Source organism: Halorubrum sp. ARQ200 (genome assembly GCF_005435115.1).
Classification (GTDB): domain Archaea; phylum Halobacteriota; class Halobacteria; order Halobacteriales; family Haloferacaceae; genus Halorubrum; species Halorubrum tropicale.
The window spans coordinates 23,917-46,620 of sequence record NZ_SGTZ01000009.1 but is presented as its reverse complement, the minus strand read 5'-3'; the positions used below and the strand labels follow the sequence as shown (position 1 = coordinate 46,620).

The 22,704-nt window shown below is 70.9% G+C and carries 24 protein-coding genes; 7 read left to right on the top strand and 17 right to left on the bottom strand.

Annotated features, from left to right (window positions below; genetic code table 11):
- Nucleotides 1-13 precede the first annotated feature (13 nt).
- The 8 genes from lpdA to rnz all read right to left on the bottom strand — a co-directional run bounded on the left by lpdA (nt 14) and on the right by rnz (nt 9,279).
- Nucleotides 14-1,441: a dihydrolipoyl dehydrogenase gene (gene lpdA, locus EXE50_RS11375; RefSeq protein WP_137705135.1), complete on the bottom strand. Its 1,428-nt coding sequence runs from the start codon at nt 1,439-1,441 to the stop codon at nt 14-16.
- Nucleotides 1,441-3,075 carry a 2-oxo acid dehydrogenase subunit E2 gene (locus EXE50_RS11370; protein ID WP_053770140.1) on the bottom strand — a complete coding sequence of 545 codons (1,635 nt, stop codon included), beginning with the start codon at nt 3,073-3,075 and terminating at the stop codon, nt 1,441-1,443. Before EXE50_RS11370 ends, lpdA begins: the two co-directional genes overlap by 1 nt.
- A 45-nt stretch (nt 3,076-3,120) precedes the next feature.
- The gene (locus EXE50_RS11365; protein ID WP_137705134.1) at nt 3,121-4,107 is read right to left on the bottom strand and encodes an alpha-ketoacid dehydrogenase subunit beta; all 987 of its coding nucleotides are present in this window, start codon (nt 4,105-4,107) and stop codon (nt 3,121-3,123) included.
- Nucleotides 4,108-5,211, bottom strand: a complete 1,104-nt coding sequence (gene pdhA, locus EXE50_RS11360) for a pyruvate dehydrogenase (acetyl-transferring) E1 component subunit alpha (RefSeq protein ID WP_137705159.1) — start codon at nt 5,209-5,211, stop codon at nt 4,108-4,110. It lies immediately after the preceding gene.
- A gap of 352 nt (nt 5,212-5,563) precedes the next feature.
- A complete protein-coding gene (locus EXE50_RS11355; protein WP_053770142.1) occupies nt 5,564-5,968 on the bottom strand; it encodes a CopG family transcriptional regulator in 405 nt (134 codons plus the stop codon).
- A gap of 115 nt (nt 5,969-6,083) precedes the next feature.
- The gene (locus tag EXE50_RS11350; RefSeq protein WP_137705133.1) at nt 6,084-6,734 is read right to left on the bottom strand and encodes an RPA family protein; all 651 of its coding nucleotides are present in this window, start codon (nt 6,732-6,734) and stop codon (nt 6,084-6,086) included.
- Between the two features lies 1 nt (nt 6,735).
- Nucleotides 6,736-7,662, bottom strand: a complete 927-nt coding sequence (locus tag EXE50_RS11345; RefSeq protein WP_053770144.1) for a replication factor A — start codon at nt 7,660-7,662, stop codon at nt 6,736-6,738.
- A 687-nt stretch (nt 7,663-8,349) separates the two neighbouring features.
- The gene (gene rnz / locus EXE50_RS11340) at nt 8,350-9,279 is read right to left on the bottom strand and encodes a ribonuclease Z (protein ID WP_053770145.1); all 930 of its coding nucleotides are present in this window, start codon (nt 9,277-9,279) and stop codon (nt 8,350-8,352) included.
- Nucleotides 9,280-9,417: 138 nt separating this feature from the next.
- Between rnz and EXE50_RS11335 the strand changes: the two genes are divergently transcribed.
- Together EXE50_RS11335 and EXE50_RS11330 are read left to right on the top strand one after the other, a co-directional pair.
- Nucleotides 9,418-9,693, top strand: a complete 276-nt coding sequence (locus tag EXE50_RS11335) for a hypothetical protein (protein ID WP_137705132.1) — start codon at nt 9,418-9,420, stop codon at nt 9,691-9,693.
- Between the two features lie 220 nt (nt 9,694-9,913).
- Nucleotides 9,914-11,857, top strand: coding sequence for an ABC transporter ATP-binding protein (locus EXE50_RS11330; RefSeq protein ID WP_137705131.1), 1,944 nt, complete (start codon nt 9,914-9,916; stop codon nt 11,855-11,857).
- 39 nt (nt 11,858-11,896) lie between these two features.
- Here EXE50_RS11330 and EXE50_RS11325 read toward each other — a convergent pair whose 3' ends face one another.
- The gene (locus EXE50_RS11325; RefSeq protein WP_199236339.1) at nt 11,897-12,232 is read right to left on the bottom strand and encodes a hypothetical protein; all 336 of its coding nucleotides are present in this window, start codon (nt 12,230-12,232) and stop codon (nt 11,897-11,899) included.
- A 106-nt stretch (nt 12,233-12,338) separates the two neighbouring features.
- On the opposite strand from EXE50_RS11325, the gene EXE50_RS11320 reads away from it, so the two are divergent.
- On the top strand, nt 12,339-13,100 hold the full coding sequence (locus tag EXE50_RS11320; RefSeq protein ID WP_137705130.1) for a creatininase family protein: 762 nt from the start codon (nt 12,339-12,341) through the stop codon (nt 13,098-13,100).
- A gap of 14 nt (nt 13,101-13,114) precedes the next feature.
- Here the strand turns inward: EXE50_RS11320 and EXE50_RS11315 are convergent, their stop codons facing one another.
- The 3 genes from EXE50_RS11315 to EXE50_RS11305 all read right to left on the bottom strand — a co-directional run bounded on the left by EXE50_RS11315 (nt 13,115) and on the right by EXE50_RS11305 (nt 14,736).
- Nucleotides 13,115-13,513, bottom strand: coding sequence for a DUF5790 family protein (locus EXE50_RS11315; protein ID WP_053770150.1), 399 nt, complete (start codon nt 13,511-13,513; stop codon nt 13,115-13,117).
- A 127-nt stretch (nt 13,514-13,640) separates the two neighbouring features.
- Nucleotides 13,641-13,856 carry a hypothetical protein gene (locus EXE50_RS11310; protein WP_053770151.1) on the bottom strand — a complete coding sequence of 72 codons (216 nt, stop codon included), beginning with the start codon at nt 13,854-13,856 and terminating at the stop codon, nt 13,641-13,643.
- A gap of 79 nt (nt 13,857-13,935) precedes the next feature.
- Nucleotides 13,936-14,736 carry an aldo/keto reductase gene (locus EXE50_RS11305; RefSeq protein WP_053770152.1) on the bottom strand — a complete coding sequence of 267 codons (801 nt, stop codon included), beginning with the start codon at nt 14,734-14,736 and terminating at the stop codon, nt 13,936-13,938.
- A gap of 188 nt (nt 14,737-14,924) precedes the next feature.
- Here EXE50_RS11305 and EXE50_RS11300 point away from each other — a divergent pair, with 188 nt between their 5' ends.
- Nucleotides 14,925-16,604 (top strand): methyl-accepting chemotaxis protein, encoded by a 1,680-nt coding sequence (locus EXE50_RS11300; RefSeq protein WP_137705129.1) that lies wholly within the window; start codon nt 14,925-14,927, stop codon nt 16,602-16,604.
- 1 nt (nt 16,605) lies between these two features.
- Nucleotides 16,606-17,370 (top strand): bacteriorhodopsin, encoded by a 765-nt coding sequence (locus EXE50_RS11295; protein ID WP_137705128.1) that lies wholly within the window; start codon nt 16,606-16,608, stop codon nt 17,368-17,370.
- A 56-nt stretch (nt 17,371-17,426) separates the two neighbouring features.
- Here the strand turns inward: EXE50_RS11295 and EXE50_RS11290 are convergent, their stop codons facing one another.
- Both EXE50_RS11290 and EXE50_RS17480 read right to left on the bottom strand, forming a co-directional pair.
- A complete protein-coding gene (locus EXE50_RS11290; protein WP_137705127.1) occupies nt 17,427-18,485 on the bottom strand; it encodes an Lrp/AsnC family transcriptional regulator in 1,059 nt (352 codons plus the stop codon).
- 122 nt (nt 18,486-18,607) lie between these two features.
- Nucleotides 18,608-18,766, bottom strand: a complete 159-nt coding sequence (locus EXE50_RS17480) for a hypothetical protein (RefSeq protein WP_167551882.1) — start codon at nt 18,764-18,766, stop codon at nt 18,608-18,610.
- Between the two features lie 327 nt (nt 18,767-19,093).
- Between EXE50_RS17480 and EXE50_RS11285 the strand changes: the two genes are divergently transcribed.
- A complete protein-coding gene (locus EXE50_RS11285; protein WP_053770156.1) occupies nt 19,094-20,191 on the top strand; it encodes an anthranilate phosphoribosyltransferase in 1,098 nt (365 codons plus the stop codon).
- Between the two features lie 243 nt (nt 20,192-20,434).
- On the top strand, nt 20,435-20,584 hold the full coding sequence (locus EXE50_RS17475) for a hypothetical protein (protein ID WP_167551883.1): 150 nt from the start codon (nt 20,435-20,437) through the stop codon (nt 20,582-20,584).
- A 94-nt stretch (nt 20,585-20,678) separates the two neighbouring features.
- On the opposite strand, the gene EXE50_RS11280 is transcribed toward EXE50_RS17475, so the two are convergent.
- The 3 genes from EXE50_RS11280 to EXE50_RS11270 form a co-directional block, all read right to left on the bottom strand.
- The gene (locus tag EXE50_RS11280) at nt 20,679-21,512 is read right to left on the bottom strand and encodes an NAD+ synthase (RefSeq protein ID WP_053770157.1); all 834 of its coding nucleotides are present in this window, start codon (nt 21,510-21,512) and stop codon (nt 20,679-20,681) included.
- 127 nt (nt 21,513-21,639) lie between these two features.
- Nucleotides 21,640-22,278 (bottom strand): NUDIX hydrolase, encoded by a 639-nt coding sequence (locus EXE50_RS11275; protein ID WP_053770158.1) that lies wholly within the window; start codon nt 22,276-22,278, stop codon nt 21,640-21,642.
- The gene (locus EXE50_RS11270) at nt 22,275-22,625 is read right to left on the bottom strand and encodes a hypothetical protein (protein ID WP_137705126.1); all 351 of its coding nucleotides are present in this window, start codon (nt 22,623-22,625) and stop codon (nt 22,275-22,277) included. Before EXE50_RS11270 ends, EXE50_RS11275 begins: the two co-directional genes overlap by 4 nt.
- Nucleotides 22,626-22,704 lie beyond the last annotated feature (79 nt).

The window sequence follows — 22,704 nt, the reverse complement described above, 5'->3', positions numbered from 1 at the left end:
GGATCGAACGCGGTCAGCGGTTCAGCGTGTGGATCGCTTGCCCACGCGCGTTCTCCGCGGCCTCCATCACCGCCTCCGCGAGCGTCGGATGGGTGTGGACGGTGGCGGCCACGTCCTCGAGGGTGGCGCCCATCTCGACCGCGAGCGCGACCTCGGCGATCAGCTCCGACGCCTCGGGGCCGACGATCTGTCCGCCGAGGACGAACCCGGTCTCCTCGTCGGCGACGATCCGGACGAACCCCTCGGTGTGGCCGGTCGTCATCGCCCGCCCGGAAGCGTTGAACGGCATCTCGCCGACCGCGGGCTCGAAGCCGGCCTCGGCGGCCTCCGCCTCCGTCATCCCGACCGTGCCGATCTCGGGGTCGGTGAACACCGCGGCGGGGACCGCCTGCCTGTCGAGCGCGGCCGGTTCGCCGGCGATCACCTCGGCGGCGACGACCCCCTCGTTGGAGGCCGCGTGCGCGAGCATCGGGTCGCCGGCCACGTCGCCGACGGCGTGGACGTGCTCGACCGCCGTGCGGGTGCGGTCGTCCGTCTCGACGAACCCGCGGTCGTCCGTCTCGATCCCGGCGTTCTCCAGGTCGAGCCCGTCGGTGACGGGCTGGCGACCGACCGCGACGAGGATCTTGTCGACGCCGTACGTCGACTCCTCGCCCTCCTCCGTCTCCGTGCGGAGGAGGTAGCCGCCGTCGGGCGCCTCCGCCCACTCGCTCGCGCCCTCGCCGAAGTTGAAGTCGACGCCGAGCTCCTCGGCGCGCTTGCGGACGACGCGCTTCACGTCGTCCTCGTAGGGGTCGAGGATGTCGTCGAGCATCTCGACGACCGTGACCTCGGCGCCGAGCTTGGCGTACGTCGTCGCCAGCTCCATGCCGATGTAGCCGCCGCCGACGACCCCGAGGCGGTCCGGAACCGTGTCGGCGTCGAGCGCGTCGGCGGAGCTCCAGACGTGGTTCTCGCCGAAGTCGAAGCCGGGGACCTGGATCGGCCGCGACCCGGTGGCGATCACCGCGTGTTCGAACTCCAGCGTCTCCGAGCCCTGCCCGTCGCCGCCGTGCGCGACCCGGACGGTGTTCTCGCCGACGAACGAGGCGACGCCCTCGACCAGGTTCACGCCGTTCGCCTTACAGAGCTTCTCGACGCCGCCCGTGAGCCGGTCGACCACGCCGTCCTTCCACTCGATCATCCTCCCCATGTCGACGGCGGGGTCCGCGTGGACGCCCATGAACTCCGCGTTGCCGGCCTCGTGGGCGAGCCCGCTCCCCGTGATCAGCGCCTTCGAGGGGATACAGCCGCGGTTGAGACAGGCGCCGCCGTAGGCGTCCTTCTCGACTAAGGTCGTGTCGAGCCCCTCCTGTGCGGCGCGGATGGCGGCGACGTAGCCGCCCGGCCCCGCGCCGATGACCAGTACCTCCGTTCCCGTGGTGACGTCTCCGACGACCATTATTCGTTGAGTAGCAGCAGGGGGGTTTCTAAGTGTTCCATGACGGTGTTCGCGAACTCGGCCGCGACCGCGCCGTCGACGACCCGGTGGTCGATCGACAGGGAGAGCGGCAGCGTCGGCGCCGGGACGACCTCGCTGTCGCCGCCGTCGCCCTCGCGGACGACGGGGCGCTCCTCGATGGCGCCGAGCCCGAGGATCGCGGTCTCGGGGTAGTTGATGATCGGCGTGGCGTACTCGCCGCCGATGGCGCCGAAGTTGGTGATCGAGAAGGTGCCGCCCTTCATCTCCGCGGGCTTGAGCTTCCGCTCGCGGGCGCGGGCGGCGAGGTCGTTCACCTCGTCGGCCAGCTCGAAGAGCCCCTTCTCGTCGACGTCCTCGACGACCGGGACCATGAGGCCGGCGTCGGTCGCGACCGCGATCCCGAGGTTGTAGTCGCCTTTCAACACGATCTCCTCGTCGTCCTCGCGGAGCTCGCTGTTGAGGTACGGGTACTCCTTCAGGCCGGCGACGATGGCCTTCATCACGAACGGCATGTAGGTGAGCTTCACGCCCTCGGCCTCGGCCTTCGGCTTCAGCTCCTCGCGGGCCTCGACGAGCGCGTCCACCGCGGCGGTGTCGTGGTGGGTGACGTGCGGCGCCGTGTACTTGGACCGCTCCATCTGCTTCCCGATGGTGCGCCTGACGCCGCGGTAGGGGACGGTCTCGTCGCCCTCGGCGCTCACGGCGGCGTCGGTCGCGGCGGTCGCGTCCGGCGCGGTGTCAGCGTCGACGGTCGCCGGCGCGGTGTCAGCGTCGACGGTCGCCGGCTCCGGCTCGGACGGCGACTCCAGCGCGTCGGCGTACGCGTTCACGGCGTCGACCGTGACGAACGCCTCGCCGTCGCGGGTCTCGTCGGTCGGCACGTCGTCGAGGTCGACGCCGCGCTCGCGCGCGACCTTCCGGGTCGCGGGCGTCGCGAGCGTCGTCTCGCGGCCCGCGGGCTCGGGCGCGCCGGCGGCGGTCGCCGACGCCCCGTCCGAAGAGTCGCCGCGCTTGCTGACCGCGGACTTCCGGCCGGTAGAGCCGGTGTCGGTCGGCGCGGGGCGGGGTTCGGGGCCGTCGTCCGCGCCGCCCGCGTCGGCGGATCCGCCGCCCTCGGCGTGGGCGCGCACGTCGGCCTCGGTCACGCGACCGCCGGGGCCGCTCCCGTCGACCGCACCGACGTCGACGCCAAGCTCGCGGGCGAGCCGGCGGGCGGACGGCGGCGCGAAGGTGCGACCCGAGGGCGTGTCGGGCTCGCTCGTCGTCCCGTCGTCCGCGTCGGCGGTCGCGTCCGGCGCCGGCTCGTCGCCCGCGTCGGCCTCGGGCTCCGGTTCGGCTTCCGCCTCGGCGGTCGCCCCGCCGTCTCCGTCCTCGTCGATCCGGAACGAGATGATCACGTCGCCGACCGGGACCATGTCCCCCTCGTCGACGAACAGCTCCTCGACGGTCCCGTCGTAGCTCGACGGCACCTCGACGAGCGCCTTGTCGGTCTCGACCTCCGCGACGGGCTGGTCCTCCTCGACGCGGTCGCCGGGCGCGACCAGCCAGCTGACGAGTTCGCCCTCCGCGACGCCCTCGCCCACGTCGGGCAGCTTGAACTCCTCGACCGTCACGCGTCGGTCACCTCGGCGTTCATGGGTGTATCTCCGGCGGCCATGTTAAAATTCGACCGCCTCCAGGATGCCGTCCTCGATGCGCGCCGCCGACGGGAGGTAGTAGTCCTCCAGCGCGTACAGCGGGTACGGCACGTCGAACCCGGTGACGCGCCCGATCGGCGCCTCCTGGTACAGCAGCGCCTCCTCTTGGAGGATCGCCGTGACCTCGCCCGCGAGCCCGCCCGTCTTGGGCGCCTCGTGGACGACGACCGCGCGGCCGGTCTTCTCGAACGCCTCGACGATCGCCTTGCGGTCGAGCGGGGAGACCGTCCGGAGGTCGACGACCTCGCACTCGATCCCCTCCTCGCCGAGCGTCTCGGCGGCCTCCAGCGTGGGGCGAGTCATCGCGCCGTAGGTGAACACCGCCACGTCGTCGCCCTCGCGGCGCGTGGCCGCCTCGCCGATGGGGACCGTGTACGGCTCCTCGGGCACCTCCTCGCGGAACGCCCGGTAGATCAGCTTCGGTTCGAGGAAGACCACCGGGTCGGGGTCGCGGATCGACGCCGCGAGCAGGCCCTTCGCCTCGTAGGGCGTCGAGGGTATCACCACCTTCAGCCCCGCCTCGTGGGCGTAGAACGCCTCCTTCGACTCGGAGTGGTGTTCCGGTGCGCGGATGCCGCCGCCGTAGGGCGCCCGGAGCGTCATGGGGAGCGTGAACCGCCCGCGACTGCGGGTGCGGAACCGCGCCATGTGCGAGACGACCTGGTCGAAGCCGGGGTACATGAACCCGGAGAACTGTATCTCCGGGACCGGGCGCATCCCCATCGCCGCCATCCCGACCGCGGTCCCGACGATGCCCGACTCGGCGAGCGGGGTGTCGATCACCCGGTCGCCGCCGAACTCGTCGTAGAGCCCCTCCGTGGCGCGGAAGACGCCGCCGTTCTTCCCGACGTCCTGGCCCATCACGACGACGTCGTCGTCCTCGCGCAGTTCGGTGTGTAGTCCGTCTCGTATCGCCTGTACCAGCGTGAGGTTCTGTGTGTCAGTCATTCAGTCCTCCAGGAACGCCGCGTCACCGCGTTCGTCGCGCAGCGCGGCGAACTCCTCGTACTGCCGCTCCAGTTCGGGCGGGAGCTCCGCGTAGGCGTGCTCGAACAGCTCCCGCGGGTCGGGCCGCGCCATCGACTCCGCCGCGTCGATGGCGTCCGCGACCCGCGTCTCGACCGACGACTCGACCTCGGCCACGCGCTCGTCGTCGAGGACTCCCTCGTCCCGGAGGTACGCCTCCAGTCGGTCGATCGGGTCCTTCCGCTTCCAGCGCTCGACCTCGTCGTCGTCGCGGTAGACCGTCGGGTCGTCGGCGGTCGTGTGCGCGCCGAAGCGGTACTGGACCGCCTCGATGAGCGTCGGCCGCGGGCGGTCGGCGTCGGGGTCGCGCGCCTTCTCCAGGGCCGCTTCCGTGACGCTGTACACCGCGAGCGGGTCCATGCCGTCGACCTGGACGCCGTCGATGCCGTACGCCTCCGCCTTCTGCGCCAGCGTCGCGCTCCTGGTCTGCCGCTCGCGGGGGACGGAGATGGCCCACTGGTTGTTGTTACAGAAGAAGACGGTCGGCGTGTCGAACACGCCGGCGAAGTTGACTCCCTCGTGGAAGTCCCCCTCGCTCGTCGCGCCGTCGCCGAAGTAGCAGAGGAACGCGTCCTCCTCGCCGCGGAGCTTCGAGGCCCAGGCGGCGCCCGTCGCGTGGGGCACCTGCGACGCGATGGGGACGGCGACCGGGAAGACGTTGACGTCGTCCGGCGCGCGGTTGCCGTCCTCGTGGCCCATCCAGTAGAGCAGCGTCTGTTTCAGCGGGAGCCCGTGGACCAGGGCGGCGCCGTGTTCGCGGTACGACGGGATCATCCAGTCGTCGTCGGCGAGCGCGTACGCCGAACCGATCTGGGCGCCCTCCTGGCCGGAGAGCGGGGGGTACGTCCCCATCCGGCCCTGCCGTTGGAGGCTCACCGCGCGGCCGTCGAAGTGCCGCGCCAGCCGCATGTGCCTGTACATCTCGACGAGCGACTCGTCGTCGAGGTCGGGGACGTCGCCGACGACCTCGCCGTCCTCGTCGAGGACGCGAACCGTATCGTCGTACGCCCTGTCGAACACGGTCACGGTCGAACCCACCTTCGCATGTCCGATCCGTCCACCGCCCGGGTAATATCGTTTTCGTAAATAATTTAGTATAATCAGAAATAGCGCCTTCGCACTGAGAAACCGTCCATCGCACTGGAAGAGAATCGGACGTTTCTGAACAAACTTCGGGCCATCCGGCAATATTTTCGCCAAGATGTGCGGTTCGGCGGTCAGTAACGGACAAACAGGAAGGTTTTCGCGCCGGGGGGCGCCGGTCGGAGCGGGACCCGGGCGGCGCGGCGCCGCGGCTCGGCGGGCGAGCGCGGCGAGAGAAGCGCCGGGGGGGACGGTCTCGGTCGGAGCGGAAGGCGGTCCGGGGCGACGTGTGCCCCTATCCGAGTCGGAACGACGGCTCGTCCGACTCGCCGTCGAGGTCCTCTAGGTGGATCACGTCCTCGTCGTCGCCCTCGACCTGCTCCCGGAGGTGGTTGATGTACCGCTTGTGCTCTTCGAGCTGTTCGCGGAGGTGTTCGGCCTCGAGCTCTAGCCGCTCGTGCTCCCGGACGAAGCTCTTCGGCACCTCGACCCGGGGCGGGAAGGCCTCGCCGTCGCCGTCCGCGTCGGTCAGCTCGTGTTCCGGGACGACCCGGACCTGACCGTCGTGGGCAACGAGCATGTCCACGTAGTCCCGGAAGACCGCCGACAGCGAGATGTCCCGCTCCTCGGCGATGTCGCGGAGCGCCTCGAACGCGTCCTCGTTGACGCGGAATGAGACCGTCTTGTTCTTGTTGCCCATTAGCGGGTCGTAGGTCTCGCTGCGTACTTAACAGTTTGTCAGACGGTCGCACGGCGAGCGGCGCCGTCGGGGCGCCGGGCGGGCGTCCCCGGATCAGGGCTGCGGCGCGCTCGCCTCAGGGCTCCGGTGCGCCGGCCGAGTCGGACCCGTCGGGGGCGTCGCTGAGCGCGGCGTCGTCGCCGGCGAGCTCGTCGCCGCTCTCGTCGAGGTCCTCTAACGCCGACAGCGCGGCGGCCTTGTACGTCTCGGGGTCGAGGTCGTACTCCTCGCGCGCCATGCGCGCGTACTCGTTACCCTCGTCGTCGAACGCGGCGACGCGCTCGACGGTGCGGCGGGCGGTCTCCGCGACCCAGCGGTCGCGGGTGGCGGCGTCGACCTCGGTGATCGACTCGGGGCGGACGGAGACCCGGACCGTGCCGTCGTCGGTCTCGTAGGTCCGGGGCTTCCCCACGACTGCGACGTAGGCCGGGGGCTCCAGGTCCCGGAGCTTGGAAGCGGCTTCCGGCTGGTACTGGCCGGCGTACACGAAGAACGTGCCCGTCGGGTCGACGATGCGGCCGCGCCAGTACTCGCTGTCCTCGCCGACGTCCTCCTTCTCCGTGAGCGTGCCTACAAAGAACACGCGGTTCGAGGACTCGCCGGTCGGGAGCAGCGCGTAGACGGGGGCGCGCTCGTCGTCGGACTCGGTGAACGTGTAGCCGGCGTCGTTGAACTCGCTCGCGAACACGCGCCGGGCGACCTCTCGGGTGGGTGCTGACCCGCTCATTTCAGATCGACCTCGCTTCGATCAGCGCGCTTTCAACGTCGACCGCGCCGGGGTCCTCCATCTCGTCGACCAGGACGTACCGGCCGAAGGTGGGGCCGGTGACCCGGTAGTAGCGGCCGAGCACGTCCTCGCCCATCTCCTCGGCGACGACGGTGGTGTCGAGCGCGTCCATCGCCATGTCCTTGGCTTCCTCCAGGGTCATGCCGGTGAGTTCCTCGGTGGCCTCGCGGTCGAAGATGACCTCGGTGACCGTCTCGCCGTCGTCTAAGACGCCCTTGATCCGGAGGTCGAACTCGCCTTCGACCTGGCCGTGTTCGGAGCAGCGCCCGTTCTGGAGGACGCGCGTACAGTCCTCCTCGGGGCACCGCTTGATCAGCCCGGAGCCGGACTGGATGTCCACGAGAGCGCCCTCGACGGTGTCGGCGTTGTCGCCGACCTCGATCGCCTCGTCGATCTCGGTGATACCAGTCGTCCGGTTGAGCTTCACCGAGTAGCTCCCCTCGTACTCGTCGGTGACGACGTTCGAGAGCTCGTACGCCTGCCCCTCCGTCAGCTCGGGGAGGTCGGAGGTCTCGAAGGCGACGAACTTGATCGTGCCCGACTCGTCGCCGAGCAGGCCGACCTGCGAGATGGAGTCGCTGCGCGGCTCCCAGAGGTCGACCAGCGTCACGCGCAGGTCGACCCACTGCTCGTCCTCGTCGATGTCGTTGACGAGGACCTCCTCGCTGCCGCCGCGGCCGAGCTCGTCGCGCTCCATGCCGGCGTCTTCGAGGTAGCTGTTGGTGACGCTCCGGCTCGCCTCGTCGAGCGGCACGCGGTACTCGTCGACGAGCGTTTCGAGGCGCTCCTCGACGTCGTCGGGGTCGACGTCGGTGTGGTCCGAGAACTGTTCCGCTATCGCTTCCGCTTCCTGTCGCAGTTCGCTCATGGGGTGTCTCCGCCTCCGGTCTTGTTTTCAGTGGGAGGCGTACGACAGTTGGTTCCAGATGGTATTAAAACGTACGTGACCGCGGTGAAAGTGGAACGAAACGCCCGCCTGAGGGCCGCTACGTGGAGTTCTTTCGATCCGCGGAGATCGACCGACGGGACGACCTCGCTCGCGTCAGACGCCCGTCAGCCGTGCGCGGGCTTCGTTTCAAGTGGAACTGTCTCACGGGTCAGAGTGACACAAAAGCGGATCCGACGGAGGTGACGAAGCGGTGGCGTCGCCGGCGGCTCTGCCGCCGGCTGCAAGAGGCGCGTCGCGCCTCCCTGCGTGCCTTCGAGCGCCCGTCGGGCGCGAGAAGCACGCGCGAGGGAGGCGCGAACGCAGTGAGCGACGAGGCTGGGGAGGCGTGAGGTGCGGTCGCTGTGCGGGCGGGACTCGAAGGGGCAGTCGCGAGGCGGGCGCAGGCGACGCAAGCACCGCGGCGAAGGAGCGAGCAGCGCGAGCGACTGAACGAGGCGCACAGCGAGCGTGCGCCCGCCTCGCGACTGGGCCTTCGGCGGTCTCCGTGTCGAACGACCGCTTATAAGTAAAACCGTCATCGTACGGTCGAGCGACCGGGGCTTCGGCAGTCTCCATGCCGGTCACGAAGTCATCCGAGTGGGACCGGCCGGTCGAACCCTCAGTAACTCAGTCCGCGTCGGGGAACGGCACCTCGATGAGGTCGCCGTCGTCGGGCAGGAGACACTCGCCGTCGAACGCCTCGCGGGCGTCCCGGAGGATCGGGCTCGGGTCCGCGGCGTAGCGCGAGGAGATGTGGACCAGGGCGAGCCGCTTCGCGTCCGCGCGGTCGGCGATCGACCCCGCCTCGCGGCCGGTGGAGTGGGCCGTGTCGCGGGCGCGGTCGGCCATGTCGTCGGCGAAGGTGGCGTCGTGGATCAGCAGGTCGGCGCCCTCGGCGGCCTCGACGGTGCTCTCTCGCGGGCGGGTGTCGGCGGTGTACGCCAGCTTCCGGCCCGGGCGCGGCGGGCCGACGACCTGCTCCGGCTCGACGACCGTGCCGTCCTCGGCCTCGACCGCCTCGCCCTCGTGGAGGCGGCCGAACTTCGGGCCGACGGGGACGCCGAGCGCCTCCGCCTTCGGGCGGTCGAAGCGGCCGGGGCGGTCGTCCTCCTCTAAGACGTACCCCTGCGAGACGGTCCGGTGTTCCGTCTCGAAGGCGCGGACCGCGTACTCGTCGGTCTCGTAGGCGACCTCGCCGGGGGCGACCGGCTCGATCCGGACCGGGAACGCCGGGTCGTGGCCGACCGCGTGGACGAGGTCGCGGAGGTGGTCGTCGGTCCCCGGCGGGCAGTGGACCGTCAGCGGGTCGGTGCGGTCGTTGAACCCGAGCGTCTGGACGAGGCCGGGGATCCCGAGGACGTGGTCGCCGTGGAGGTGCGAGACGAACACGCGGTCGACGGCGAACCCCGTGCCGCTGCGCATCATCTCGCGCTGGGTGCCCTCGCCGCAGTCGAAGAGGAAGCGGTCGCCCTCGCGGTTGACGAAGACGGCGCTGGCCGCGCGCTCGACGGTCGGGACGGCGCCGCCCGTCCCGAGGAACGTGACGCGAAGAGACATGGCGGGTCATCGGGACGGCGGTTGTAAACCGGTGTCGATGCGGGCGGAGCGGGGAGCGGGCGACCGGGCCCGCCGGCGAATAGCCTCGGTCGCGACCCCGGCCGACACCCACATGTGTCCGGGCCCCCGAGCGCGGCCATGCGAGACCCGATCGCCGCCTTGGTCAGACAGGAGGGGTGGCGCGCGGAGGGCGCGGCCGCCCGCGTCCACTACGAGGGAGGCAGCGACCGATACGCGGTGGAGTTCTACGCCGAGACGCCCCGCGTCCTCTACTGGTCCGTCCCGACCGACGACGAGGGCGAGACGGCGGCGCCGGTCCCCCGCGACGAGGTGCCGGACCCGCTGCGCCGACGCATCCGGGAGGACCTCGACGAGGCCGGGGTCGATCCCGACGTGGAGCGGCGCGAGCTGTGAGGCCGACCCCGGGCCGCGAGGAGCGAGTCCGCGGTGCGGTCGTCGGAGCCGGGACCGGCGCGCGCGACGGTCGCGCTCTCGGATCGGCCGAGGCGTCCGCGCGGCGACCGCGGTCGGCCGGGCGAAATCGCCCGAACGGCCGCGCGCTACCGGCGTTTTCTGCCGATGTATTTCGGTTCGAAGGAAACCTATTTGCCCGCTTACCTGATACGACCGGGTGATGAGTGGCGTCGAATGGGAGGAAGACGATCCCTTCGAGGAGCAGCGGGACAAGATCGAGAATCCGATGAAGCGGCTGTTCGTCGAGTACGGCCGTGACTACGTCCCGCAGGTGACGGTGGGGATCCTCGCGAGCGTCTTCGCGCGGCTGCTCGACCTGCTCCCGCCCCTAATGTTAGGGATCGCTCTCGACGCCATCTTCCGCGGCGAGGCCGCGTTCGACGAGCAGATCCCGCTGGTGCTACTGCCCGACGCGTGGCTCCCGACGACGCAGGTTGACCAGTTCTGGTTCACGATCGCGGTGCTGGCCGGCGCGTTCGCCTTCGGCGCCGGGTTCCACTGGGTCCGGAACTGGGGGTTCAACGCCTTCGCCCAGAACATCCAGCACGACGTCCGGACCGACACGTACGACCAGATGCAGCGGCTCAACATGGACTTCTTCTCGGACAAGCAGACCGGCGAGATGATGTCCATCCTCTCGAACGACGTGAACCGCTTGGAGCGGTTCCTCAACGACGGGATGAACTCCGTGTTCCGGCTGTCCGTGATGGTGATCGGGATCGGCGTCCTCCTGTTCTGGATCAACTGGCAGCTCGCCTTGGTCGCGTTGCTCCCCGTCCCCGTCATCGCCGGGTTCACCTACGTGTTCATCAAGATCATCCAGCCGAAGTACGCCGAGGTGCGGTCGACGGTCGGCAAGATGAACTCCCGGCTGGAGAACAACCTCGGCGGCATCCAGGTGATCAAGGCGGCCAACACCGAGTCCTACGAGTCCGAGCGCGTCGACGACGTCTCCTTCGACTACTTCGACGCCAACTGGGACGCGATCGAGACGCGGATCAAGTTCTTCCCCGGCCTCCGCGTGCTCGCGGGCATAGGCTTCGTCCTCACGTTCGTCGTCGGCGGACTCTGGGTGTTCCAGGGGCCGCCGGGCCCGTTCACGGGCGAGCTCTCCGAGGGGATGTTCGTCGTGTTCATCCTCTACACTCAGCGGTTCATCTGGCCGATGGCACAGTTCGGGCAGATCATCAACATGTACCAGCGCGCCCGCGCCTCCTCCGCGCGGATCTTCGGGCTGATGGACGAGCCCTCGAAGCTGGAGGAGGACCGCGACGCCGAGGAGCTCGTCGTCGACGACGGCCGCGTCGTGTACGACGACATCTCCTTCGGCTACGACGACGAGACCATCGTCGAGGACATCGACTTCGCGGTCGAGGGCGGCGAGACGCTCGCCTTGGTCGGCCCGACCGGGGCCGGCAAGTCGACCGTGCTCAAGCTGCTCCTCCGGATGTACGACGTCGACGACGGGGAGATCCGGATCGACGACCAGAACGTCAGCGACGTGACGCTGCGGTCGCTGCGCCGCGCGATCGGCTACGTCGGGCAGTCGTCGTACCTGTTCTACGGCACCGTCCGCGAGAACATCACCTACGGCACGTTCGACGCGACCGACGAGGAGGTCCGCGAGGCGGCCGAGGCTGCCGAGGCCCACGACTTCATCCAGAACCTCCCCGACGGCTACGACACGATGGTCGGCGAGCGCGGCGTGAAGCTCTCCGGCGGCCAGCGCCAGCGGATCACCATCGCCCGCGCCGTGTTGACCGATCCGGACATCCTCGTCCTCGACGAGGCGACCTCCGACGTCGACACGGAGACCGAGATGCTGATCCAGCGCTCGCTCGACCGCCTCACGGAGGACCGGACGACGTTCGCGATCGCCCACCGGCTCTCGACGATCAAGGACGCGGACACCATCCTCGTTCTGGAGGGCGGGAAGGTCGCCGAGCGCGGCACGCACGACGAGCTGCTCGACAACGACGGGCTGTACGCGCACCTCTGGGGCGTTCAGGCCGGCGAGATCGACGAGCTGCCACAGGAGTTCATCGACCGGGCGCAGGAGCGCACCGCCCGGATCGTCGAGGACGCCGAGAGCGACGACGACTGACCGCGGTCGATCGGAGCGACCCGTCGGCCCGGTCGACCGTCACCGCGGCAGCCGAGTCCACTCGTCGGCGGGCGCCGGGGAGTCGTCGGCGTACCCGAGCGCGTCGAGGACCGCCTCGCGGACCTCTGCGGGGTCGCGGAACTGCGTCTCCTCGCGGCCCTCGAGCAGGCTGTCGAGCCGCTCCGTCGTCGTCTCCGCCTCCAGCGTCGCGGCGCCGTACTGCTCTATCAGCTCCGCCGCCGTCACCGGGTAGCGGTGCTCGCGGAGCGCCCGCTTCAGCGGGCCGAACGTCACGGCGGGGGCCGGCTCGTGCGCCTCCGAGTCGTGGTCCGCGTTGTCACCGCTCATGCGGCCCGGATCTACGGGGAGGGGCATAATACCTCGGGAGCGCCCGCGACACCGGTCTCGCCGCCAGTGGCCGCCGGACGGCGGCGTCGGCGGTGACCGCCGCCTATACCACGCCGCGCGCCGAGGTGCGGATATGCGCCTCAGCGAGGTCACGTGGACCGACGTCCGCGACGCCGACGTCGACGTCGCGTTCCTCCCGGTCGGCAGCACGGAACAGCACGGGCCGCACGCCCCGCTCGGCACCGACACCCTGAACGCCGTCGCGGTCGCCGAGGCGGGCGCCGACGCCTACGAGGCGGCGGCGTCGAGCGAGGCCGCCGCCGCGGAGCGCGGAGGGGTCGCGGTCGCGCCGGCGGTCCCGGTCGGCGTCGCCGAGGAACACCGCGCGTTCGACGGGACGATGTGGGTCTCGCCGGAGACGTTCCGGGCGTACGTCCGGGAGTCCGCCGAGTCGCTGGTCTCGCACGGGGTCGACCGCGTCGTGTTCGTCAACGGCCACGGGGGGAACGTCGAGGCGCTCGCGGAGGTCGCCCGGCGGTTCTCGCGCGACGACGCCCACGCGGGGTACGGCGTCGCGTTCACCTGGTTCGAGGCGGTCGGCGACCACGCGAGCGACATGGGTCACGCCGGGCCGCTGGAGACCGCGCTGCTGCGCGCGACGAACCCCGACTTGGTCCGCGAGGAGCGGGTCGACGAGGCGAGCGCGGGCGCCGCCGAGCGGTGGGGCAAGTGGGTCGCCGGGGTGAACCTCGCGCACGACTCCGACGAGTTCACCGACAACGGCGTCGTCGGCGACCCGCGGGCGGGCGACGCGGAGCGCGGGCGGGAGCTGCTCGACCGCGCGAGCGCGTCGCTCGCCGAGCTGGCGGCGGCGGTGGTCGACCGGGAGACCTGAGGAAGCGAGAGGGGCTACTCCTCGTCGGCCGCGTCCTGGAGCGCGCCGCGGATCGCGGGGACGGTGCCGGTGAGGGAGGCCACCTCGTCGGCCGCGCTCTCGATGTCGCCGACGAGCGACTCCAGCTCCTCTATCTCCGCCTTCAGGTCGTCGGCGTCGTCGAACGCGTCGGCCCGCTCGCCGAGGACGTACGCCTTCTTCGCCGAGCGCACGCTGTCGACCGCGTCGCCGGCGTCGAGCGCGGACTTCAGCCCGTTGAGCGCGCCGAGGACGTTGTCCGCGTCCGTCTCCCACACCGCGTCCGGGTCGGGGAGCTGGTCGCGCGCCGCCGCGAGGTGCTCTTCGACCTCCGCGCGGGTCTCCTCGGCCGCCTCGCCGAACAGGTCGTCGTCGTCGAACGTGGACTGAGCCATGTCCGGACTGTCGTGCCCGCACTTTTTAAAAACGCGCCCGAAAGCGGAAGTGAAACTACCGGGGAGGACGGATCCGCCGGCGGATCGGGGAGATCTGGCGTTCAGTTTCGGTCCGGCGGCGGACGGGTCAGAGACGGACGAGCAGTTCCAGCGCGATCAGCGTCAACAAGAGACCGAGGAGGCCCGCGAGGGCGGCGAGCGTGCGGAGCCGGTCCGACACCGCCTCCGGGTCGGGCGTGGCGGCGAGGAGGGCCGGACGGTCGCGGGGACCCGACTCGCCGTCCGCGTCGCCGTCGGCTTCCGGGGCGGGGCCGCGGTCGGACCGTGGGCTCGACTCCGGCACACACTATCACTCGACACGGAAGACCGTTAAACCGACTATGAGGGGACAGTAGCGGTATTGAACGCTCCGGAGCGCGGGCTCAGTTCCAAGGGGCCTCCGCGAAGTCGACGACCCGCTCGCCGCGGTCGAGCCCGTCGATCCGGGCGATCTGCTCGTCGGTCAGGTCGATCTCGCGGGCGGCCCAGTTCTCCTCGACGTGACCGTGGTCGGCCGCCTTCGGGATCGGCGCGACGCGCTCCTTGGAGAGCAGCCACGCGAGGCTCACCTGCGCGGGGGTCGCGTCCTGCGCCGCGGCGACCTCGCGGAGCGCGTCGACGTCGGCGACGCGGTTGCGCGCGATCGGCGAGTAGGCGACGAGCCAGTGACCGTCCTCGACCGCGTACTCGCGGAGCCGCTCCTGTTGGAGCAGGGGGTGACACTCGACCTGGTGGGCGAACACGTCGTGGTCGAGGCGGTCAATCGCCTCGTCCAGTTGGTCCGGCTCGAAGTTCGAGAGCCCGATCCGGTCGATCACGCCGTCGTCGACGAGGTCGTCGAGCGCGGGCAGCGTCTCCTCGGGGTCGTAGCTGTTGATCGGCCAGTGGACGTACAGCAGGTCGATCGAGTCGACGCCGAGCCGGTCCCGGCTGGCGCGGGCGGTCTCGACGGCGTCGTCGTACGAGAGGTTGTCCGTCGAGAGCTTCGTCGCGACGAACAGGTCGTCGCGGTCGACGCCGCTCCGGTCGATCCCGTCGCCGACCGAGGCCTCGTTGTCGTACCCCTGGGCGGTGTCGACGTGGCGGTAGCCGGTCTCGATCGCGTGCGCGACCCCGGCCGCGCACTCCTCGCCGTCCGCCAGCTTGTACGTCCCGTATCCGAGCCTGTCGAAAGCGGTCGCCATGTCTCACCGTGCGGCCGGCGGCGGCCTCAACGTACCGGTCCGGAGCGGGTCGAGAGACCGGCCTCGGTCGGACCGCGTCGCCGGAGTCGCCTCCCCGCGACCGCCGGGCGCCGCGCCGAGAGTGATTATCACCGTTAATATCCTGGGGAGGGTTATTATCACGGCGCGATCCCTGCGGTCGAGTACACATGCAAGCAGGATCGGCCCCGGGCGTCCGATCGAGCTACGGCGCGAAGCTCGCTCTGTCGCTGGTCGGGGTCATGGGGGTCTCAGTCTCATACGGAGTTATCGTCTACCTTCGCGCCGAGGCGGCCGGCGCCGCGGGCGAAGCGGTGCGGTCCGGGCTCGTCGGGATGACGCTGTTGACGGTGATCGGGCTCGCGCTCATCGGCGTCACGATCGGATCGAACACGGTCATCTCCCTGCGGCAGCTCACGGGTAAGGCCGAGCGGATGGCCGAGGGCGACCTCGACGTGCGGCTCGACACGGGCCGGACCGACGAGATCGGGCGGCTGTTCGGGGCGTTCGACGAGATGCGCGGCTCGCTGCGCTCGGAGATCGCCGACGCCGAGTCGGCCCGCGAGGAGGCGGAGCGGGCGCGGCGGGAGGCCGACGCGCGCGCCGAGACGGTCGAGGAGAAGGCGACCGAGTACGAGACCGCGATGCGCGCGCTCGCCGACGGCGACCTGACGCGGCGGGTCGACCCGGAGAGCGACAGCGCGGCGATGGCGCGCGTCGGCGCCGCGTTCAACGAGATGGCCGACGAGCTGGAGGGGACGGTCGCGTCCGTCGCGACGGTCGCCGAGGACACCGCCGACGTGGCCGGGACCGTCGACGACCGCACGGACGACCTGCGGGCGACGACTGGGACCGTGAGCGAGGCGGTCTCGGAGATCGCCGAGGGGGCCCGCACCCAGCGCGACGACCTGCGGGCGGCGACCGACGAGGCGGAGAACCTCGCCTCGTCCGCCGAGGAGGTCGCCTCCACCGTCACCGACGTCGCGGAGACCGCGGAACACGCGGCCGAGGTCGGCGAGGAGGGCCGCGAGGCCGCCGAGGAGGCGCTCGCGGAGATGGACGCGGTCGAGGAGACGACCGCGGAGACGACCGCGGAGGTCGAGGCGCTCGCGGCGGAGGTCGAGGAGATCGGCGAGGTGGTCGACACCATCTCGGAGATCGCCGAGCAGACGAACCTGCTCGCGCTGAACGCCTCCATCGAGGCCGCCCGCTCCGGCGCCGAGGGCGCCGGCTTCGCGGTCGTCGCCGAGGAGGTGAAGTCGCTGGCTGAGGAGACGCAGGCGTCGGCCAGCGAGATCGAGGCCCGGATCCACGCCGTTCAGGAGCGCGCGGAGACGGGCGCCGACGCGATGGCGCGCACCGAACAGCGGATCTCCGCCGGCGTCGACACGGTCGAGACCTCCATCGACGCCTTAGAGCGCCTCGCGGAGGCCTCCGAGCGTACCGACGCCAGCATGACCGAAATCACCCGCGCCACCGAGACGCAGGCGGACTCGGTCGACGCGGTCGTCGGCCACGTCGAGGACGTCTCCGCGATCAGCGCGCAGACGGCCAGCGCGGCCGGCGACGTGACCGGCGCGGTCGACGAACAGGAGCGGACCCTGGGGGCGGTCGAGACCGCGGCCGGGTCGCTCTCCGACCGCGCGCTCGCGCTGCGCGACGCGGTCGACGACTTCGCGTTCGCGACCGACGAGGGCCTCGACGGCCCGAACAGAGCGACGGGGCGCGGCGCGGCGCCCGACGCCACCGCGGCTCCCGACGGAGGGACCGCTGGCGGTGCGGGGGCCGAGTTCGATTTCTCGCGCGACGACGGCGGCGACGGCGCGGCCGCCGGGGAGGAGGTGAACTGAGATGCTCGTCGACACCGCCGTCTGGGCGTGGATCGGCGCCCTCGCGATGGGCGCCGGGACGGTTCCCCCGCTGTGGGCGTGGTTCTCCCGGTCCTCGGAGGCCGGCAAGTCGCACGCCGTCTACTACGGCACCCTCGCCGGCGTCACCGGTATCGCGGCGGTCGCGTACCTCCTGATGGCGCTCGGGTTTGGCAGCGTCTCGCTGTCGGCCGGGGAGCTCGACGTCGCTCGATACGTCGACTGGCTCCTGACGACGCCGCTTCTCCTCCTCTACCTCGGGCTGCTCGCGCGACCGTCGCGGCGCGTACTCGCCGGGCTGATCGGGGTCGACGTGGTGATCATCGCCGGCGGTATCATCGCCGCCGCGACGACCGGAGCGGTCTCGTGGGTCGCCTTCGGCGTCGCCGGGGCGGCGTACCTCGCGCTCGTCTACGGGCTCCTCGTCTCGCTCCCGCGGTCGGCCTCGGCCGAGAGCGACCGAGTCCGCGCCGTCTTCGGCACGCTCCGGAACATCACGGTGGTGCTGTGGACGCTGTACCCGGTCGTGTGGCTGCTCGCGCCCACCGGGCTCGGGCTGCTGACGCCCGCGACGGAAATGCTCGTGTTCGTCTACCTCGACATCGTCTCGAAGGTCGGCTTCGTCGTCGTCGCGGTCGCGGGCGCCGACGCGCTCGACCGCCTCGGCGCCGACCGCGGCGTCGACGGCGACCGCGTCGCGGGCGACTCCGCCGCCGGCGAGCGGACGACCGTCCTCGGCGACGACTGAACCGCGGCCCGGGTCGTCCCGTTTTCCTGTCCGTTCCCGCTCGCCTTCCAGTCTGTTTACTCCCCGTCCGCGACCAGGTCCTCGTAGCGCGCGCCGGTCTGTTTCAGCGTCTCGGTCGAGTAGAGCCGCTCGTGGGCGAACGGGAGGTGGTCGGCCGCCAGCTCGTCGATCTTCGCGTCGACCGCCTCGGCCTCGCGGCCGTGGATCATCGTGAACATGTTGTACGGCCAGTCCCGGTCGGGGCGGCGCGGTCGGTGGTAACAGAGGGTGACGTACGGGAGGCTGCCGACCGCCTCGCCGCGCTCGTCGAGCTCGTCGTCCGGCACGTCCCAGACCACCATACAGTTGTTCGTGAACCCGGTGACGACGTGGTTGACGATACAGCCGACGCGCTTGATACAGCCGTCGGCGAGCAGGCGCTCGACCGCGGCGAGCACGTCGTCGACGGGGGCACCGATCTCCGCCGCCACGTCTTCGTAGGGGGTCGCGGACAGCGGAAAGCCGTCCTGGATCGCCAAGAGGAGGTCGGCGTCGAGCGCGGAGAGGTCGCCGCGCGCGTCCTCGGAGATGCGGGTGGCGGACACGTCGGTCTCGTCGAGGGACTCGCGCGCGAACCGGTCGGCGTTGACGACGGGGAACTCCAGGTCGATGTAGTAGTCAGTGAGCATCGGCAGGGCGAGGACCTCGCAGCCGGTCCGTTCCTCGATCTCGTCGAGGATCTCGTCGCGTCGCTCCCGCGAGCCGGCGGTGACGACGAACCACTGGTTCCACTCGTGGTCGCGGCGGTAGTTGTGGTTCACCTGCCGGTAGCCGTTGATGACCTCGGCGACCTCGTCGAAGCGGTCCTCGGGGGCGCGCACCGCCGCCAGCGTCGAGGAACCGATGACCGGCGGGTTGAGAACTGCACCGAACCGGCGGAACACGCCGCGCTCGCGGAGGTCGCGGACGCGCCGGAGGATCTCGTCGGCGTCGACCGCGGCGCCCGTCTCGGTCGCTATCTCGTCGGCGACCCGCTCGAACGGGCGCTCCGCGACGGGGAAGCCGCTCTGGTACTCGTCGATGAGGGCCGCGTCGACGGCGTCGACGTCGGCCCGCCAGTCGGCGTCCAGACTCATTACCTCGAATAGGGGGCGGGCGTACGTACGGGTTTCGGAGGGCGTCGAGCGTCAGCGGGAGCGCGTCAAGCGTCAGCGCGTCGAGCGTCAGCGAGACGGGTGTCGATGCGGACGAGCGCGCGTCAGTCGTCGGCGGGGGGCTCGCCGGGCGTCGCCGCGAACGCCCGGGCGCTCTCCTCCAGCTGCGCCGTCGAGCAGCCGCCGACGGTCGCGGCCTGTTCGAGCGTCAGCGTGCGGGACCGGTACAGCGTGAGCGCGGTGGCGACGGATTTGGACGTCATCGGGTACAGCCGGCCAGTAGATGGACAAACATATAACTCTAACGCTGATTAGGCCCTGATACAGAATTAGAAAAGCGCAGAACAACCGAAACGTATTACATTTCTTTGTATAAACAGACATCCATACGGTTATTGTTTGCGAACAACTACCACGATTCCCGAGAGAGCGACCCGGTCGGCCGGGCCCGGCGCTCGCGCGCGATGCGAGGGACGGGCGGGCGCGCGTCGCCTGCGGTCGCGTTCCAAAGGGACGGTCCCGGCCCGACGCGTTCCCGACGCGCGGGAGTCGAACGGGGGACTTTTCGTCCGAGAACCCGAACGATGCGTATGGCTCAGGCGACCCAGGAGTTCGGCGACTGGCCCCTCAAGCGGCTGATGACCGAGGTCTGCGGCTCCGGCCACAAGTCGGCCGACGACCTGACGCGCGCGCAGGCGACCGAGGCGTTCGAGCGCATCCTCGCGGACGAGCCGGACCCGACGACGCTCGGGGCGTTCTGGCTCTCCAACCGCTGGAAGCGGAACACGCCCGAGGAGCTCGGCGCGTACGTCGACGTGATGTGCGACCGCGTCGAGTACGCCGAGCCCGACGCCGACCCCGTCGACTGCGGCGCCAACTACGACGGGAAGGGCCGGACCGCAATCTTAGGCGTCGCCGCGGGCGCCGTCGCGGCCGCGGCCGGCACCCCGGTCGTCGTCCACTCCGGCGACCGCGTGCCGACCCAGAAGCAGGACGCGTACAAGCACGTCTTAGACGAACTGGGCGTCCACACCGAGCTGACGCCCTCGGACTCCGCCGACATGGTCGACGAGACCGGCTTCGGCTTCTACTACCAGCCCGCGTTCAACCCCGCCATCGACGACCTGTTCGACCGGCGCGACCAGATGGGCGTCCGGACGTTCGTCAACACCGTCGAGACGCTGGCGAACCCCGCCGGCGCCTCCGTCCACCTCGGCTCCTTCTACCACCTCGCGTTCGCGAAGAAGGTGGTCGACACGTTCGTTGAAAGCGAGTTCCACGACCTCGACCGCGTCCTGATGTTCCAGGGCATGGAGGGGTACGACGACGTGCGCCCGGGTTACACGAAGGTCGCCGAGTGGGACGCCGCGGGCGACGACGGCGACGAGGCCGGAAGCGAGGGCGCCTCCTTCGACGACTTCGAGATCGAGACCGCGGAGTACGGGATGGACCTCGAGGAGGAGGACCTCGCGGTCGACGACGTGGCCGCCGACTCGGCGGCGGTCACGGAAGAAGTGCTGGCCGGCGAGCGCGACGGCGCCTTCGCCGACGCGGTCGCGGTCAACGCCGCGCTCCGGATCTACGCCGGCGGCGACGCCGACTCCATCGAGGACGGCCTCGACGCGGCCCGCGAGGTCATCGACGACGGGAGCGCCTACGACGTGCTCGACGCCCTGCGCGAGTTCTGACCGCCGGGCCCGTCGGCGGCGCGTCGCGCGGAGCGATCGACGGTCGCGGGGAGAGCGGCGGCGCGACGGGACCGCGTCGCCGTCCCGCCCGCTAACCCCCTTCTCGGCCCGCGTTTTTCGCCCGTGTTCCGGCTTCGGTCCCCCAATTTGGGCCTGATTTGGGACGGAGTTTGAAAAGCGCTCTTGAGGTCTGGGCACCAAGTGAACGTGTGTCGAATATGACCCGCGATACCATTCACCGCCATGCCGACCTGTGAACACTGCGAGGCGCACGTCTCCGAGCGGTTCGTCCAGGTCTTCGGGGACGACCGGAGACGGGTACACGCGTGCCCGAACTGCTCGGCGAACGCCGGGATCGCCGAGGTGGCGAAGGAACGGGCGCAGAACGCCTGACCCCCGCTGACCGCTCCGGCTCGCCGTCCCGCACGGTCCTCCCGACCCCGGCGGCTCCCCGCCGCTCCGACCCCTCTTACCGCTCTGAGCCCTCTTACCGCTCCGGCGCCGGCGGCATCGCCCGCTTGTGGGCGCTGCGCTCGTGGAGGTCGACCACGCGGTCGACGGCCGCCTCGGGCACGTCGAGTTCGCGGACCGTCGCCGCCCGGGACAGCCCGCCGTCGACGTGGACCGCGAGGATCGCGTCGACGGTGTCGTAGTCGAGTCCCATCTCCTCGGCGTCGGTCTGCCCCTCCCACATCCCCGCGGTCGGCTCCTGCATCACCAGTTCGCGGGGGACCCCGACGTGCGCGGCCAGCTGGCGCACCTGCTGTTTGTAGAGGTTGCCGATGGGGTTACAGTCGACCGCCTGGTCGCCGTACTTCGTGTAGTAGCCGGTCATCGCCTCCGCGCGGTTCCCGGTCCCGAGGACGACGCGGTCCTCGGCGTTGGCGACGAAGTAGTTCAGCACGGCGCGGGTGCGGACGTAGACGTTGCCCGCGGCCGTGCGGTCGTCGGCCGCATCGGGGACGGCGTCGAAGACGGCCTCCGCGATCGGCTGGATCTCGACCACGTCGTACTCGATGCCGAGGTCCGCGGCGACCCGCTCGGCGTCGCTCATCACGTCCGGGTCGTTGACCGCGGAGGGCATCGTGAGCCCGTGGAGGCCCTCCTCGCCGAGCGCCTCGACCGCGAGGTACGCGGTGAGCGTGGAGTCGATACCGCCCGAGAGGCCGAGGACCGCGCCCGTCGCGCCCGCGTCGTCGACCACGTCGCGGATGAACGAGACGATCCGCTCGCGGGTCGCCGCAAGCTCCGACTCCGAGAGGCGGAGGTCGAGCGGGGGGTCGTCCGACAGCAGCACCGACTGCTCCGAGGTCTGGCTCATGACAGAGTACAGGGGCCGAGGCGACTAATACCTCCCCGTCGGCGCCCGGAACTGGACGTGCGTCGGGTTCTGCGCCGGTTCGCGGCGGCGGTCGGGCACCGACGGGTCGCGGTCCGGCGGCGGGCGCCTACAGCAGTCCCTCGCGCTCGGCGAGCAGGAGCCCCTCAAGGGTCGCGTCGTTCGTCGGCGGCTCCCGCGCGGTCGCCAACGCCTCCTCGACCGGGACCGACCGCGGGGCGAGGAACTCGTTGCTGTCGTGGTCGACGTCGACCGGCTCCAGCCCCTCGGCGAACACGTAGCCGCGCCGGTGGCGCAGCACGCCCGTCGAACACCACACCTCCTGGAGCAGCGAGGTCGACGACGGCTCGAAGCCGGTCTCCTCGGCGAGCTCTCGGGCCCCGGCCTCGGTGTACGACTCGCCGGCCTCGACGACCCCCGCCGGGAGCTCCAGCTGCGTGTTCCGCACGGTGGGGCGGTACTGCTCGACGAACAGCACGCGGTCGTCGGCGACCGCGACGATGACGGTCGCGGGCGACAGCTCCGCCCAGTAGTACTTCTTCTCCGTCCCGTCGGGCTGTTCGACGCGGTCGTAGCCGCCGACGAACCACCCCTCGTCGTACTCGACCGCGACCTCCCTGACGGGCCACTCCGGCTCGCCCGGCAGCGAGTGGTTGCGGCCGTCGGAGAACGCGGGGAGGTCGCGGAGGTCGGCCGCCGGCGCGTCGGCGGGGGCGTCGCCCGCGTGCCCGCCGCGGTCGCCCGTCACGGTCGGACCACCTCGGCGTGGTACACCTCGCCGTCGCGGCGCACCCGCACGCCGCCCTCGGTCGCGGCGCCGGGCACCTGTTGGGTGAGCGCGTCCACCTCGTCGAACGGCGTGTGCGTGAACCACTCCTTCACGCCGTACGGGCCGGTCTGGTAGCCCTTCGACCGACCGTCGTCGCTCTCTATCGCGCCGATCAGGTACGGGTACCGGCGGTCGGAGACGTTGTTCACGTCGGCCGCGGTGCCGTTCGTCTCGATCGGTTCGACCGTGAGGTAGTAGGGGTCGCCGCTGCCGAGGTAGCTGGGGAGCGCGCCGAGCGCGAGCAGCGCGACGACGACCAGCGCGATGGCGACGACCGGGGGCGGGCGGAACCGGAGCCCGAGCGCGGTCGCCGACGCGCTTTAGCCCGCCGCGTCCCTTCCTCAC

Coding starts and splice junctions, on each gene's coding strand:
- lpdA (WP_137705135.1), bottom strand. CDS start 1,441: ATGGTCGTCGGAGACGTCACCACGGGAACGGAGGTACTGGTCATCGGC.
- EXE50_RS11365 (WP_137705134.1), bottom strand. CDS start 4,107: ATGACTGACACACAGAACCTCACGCTGGTACAGGCGATACGAGACGGA.
- EXE50_RS11355 (WP_053770142.1), bottom strand. CDS start 5,968: ATGGGCAACAAGAACAAGACGGTCTCATTCCGCGTCAACGAGGACGCG.
- EXE50_RS11350 (WP_137705133.1), bottom strand. CDS start 6,734: ATGAGCGGGTCAGCACCCACCCGAGAGGTCGCCCGGCGCGTGTTCGCG.
- EXE50_RS11345 (WP_053770144.1), bottom strand. CDS start 7,662: ATGAGCGAACTGCGACAGGAAGCGGAAGCGATAGCGGAACAGTTCTCG.
- rnz (WP_053770145.1), bottom strand. CDS start 9,279: ATGTCTCTTCGCGTCACGTTCCTCGGGACGGGCGGCGCCGTCCCGACC.
- EXE50_RS11335 (WP_137705132.1), top strand. CDS start 9,418: ATGCGAGACCCGATCGCCGCCTTGGTCAGACAGGAGGGGTGGCGCGCG.
- EXE50_RS11330 (WP_137705131.1), top strand. CDS start 9,914: ATGAGTGGCGTCGAATGGGAGGAAGACGATCCCTTCGAGGAGCAGCGG.
- EXE50_RS11325 (WP_199236339.1), bottom strand. CDS start 12,232: ATGCCCCTCCCCGTAGATCCGGGCCGCATGAGCGGTGACAACGCGGAC.
- EXE50_RS11320 (WP_137705130.1), top strand. CDS start 12,339: ATGCGCCTCAGCGAGGTCACGTGGACCGACGTCCGCGACGCCGACGTC.
- EXE50_RS11315 (WP_053770150.1), bottom strand. CDS start 13,513: ATGGCTCAGTCCACGTTCGACGACGACGACCTGTTCGGCGAGGCGGCC.
- EXE50_RS11305 (WP_053770152.1), bottom strand. CDS start 14,736: ATGGCGACCGCTTTCGACAGGCTCGGATACGGGACGTACAAGCTGGCG.
- EXE50_RS11300 (WP_137705129.1), top strand. CDS start 14,925: ATGCAAGCAGGATCGGCCCCGGGCGTCCGATCGAGCTACGGCGCGAAG.
- EXE50_RS11295 (WP_137705128.1), top strand. CDS start 16,606: ATGCTCGTCGACACCGCCGTCTGGGCGTGGATCGGCGCCCTCGCGATG.
- EXE50_RS11290 (WP_137705127.1), bottom strand. CDS start 18,485: ATGAGTCTGGACGCCGACTGGCGGGCCGACGTCGACGCCGTCGACGCG.
- EXE50_RS17480 (WP_167551882.1), bottom strand. CDS start 18,766: ATGACGTCCAAATCCGTCGCCACCGCGCTCACGCTGTACCGGTCCCGC.
- EXE50_RS11285 (WP_053770156.1), top strand. CDS start 19,094: ATGGCTCAGGCGACCCAGGAGTTCGGCGACTGGCCCCTCAAGCGGCTG.
- EXE50_RS17475 (WP_167551883.1), top strand. CDS start 20,435: ATGCCGACCTGTGAACACTGCGAGGCGCACGTCTCCGAGCGGTTCGTC.
- EXE50_RS11280 (WP_053770157.1), bottom strand. CDS start 21,512: ATGAGCCAGACCTCGGAGCAGTCGGTGCTGCTGTCGGACGACCCCCCG.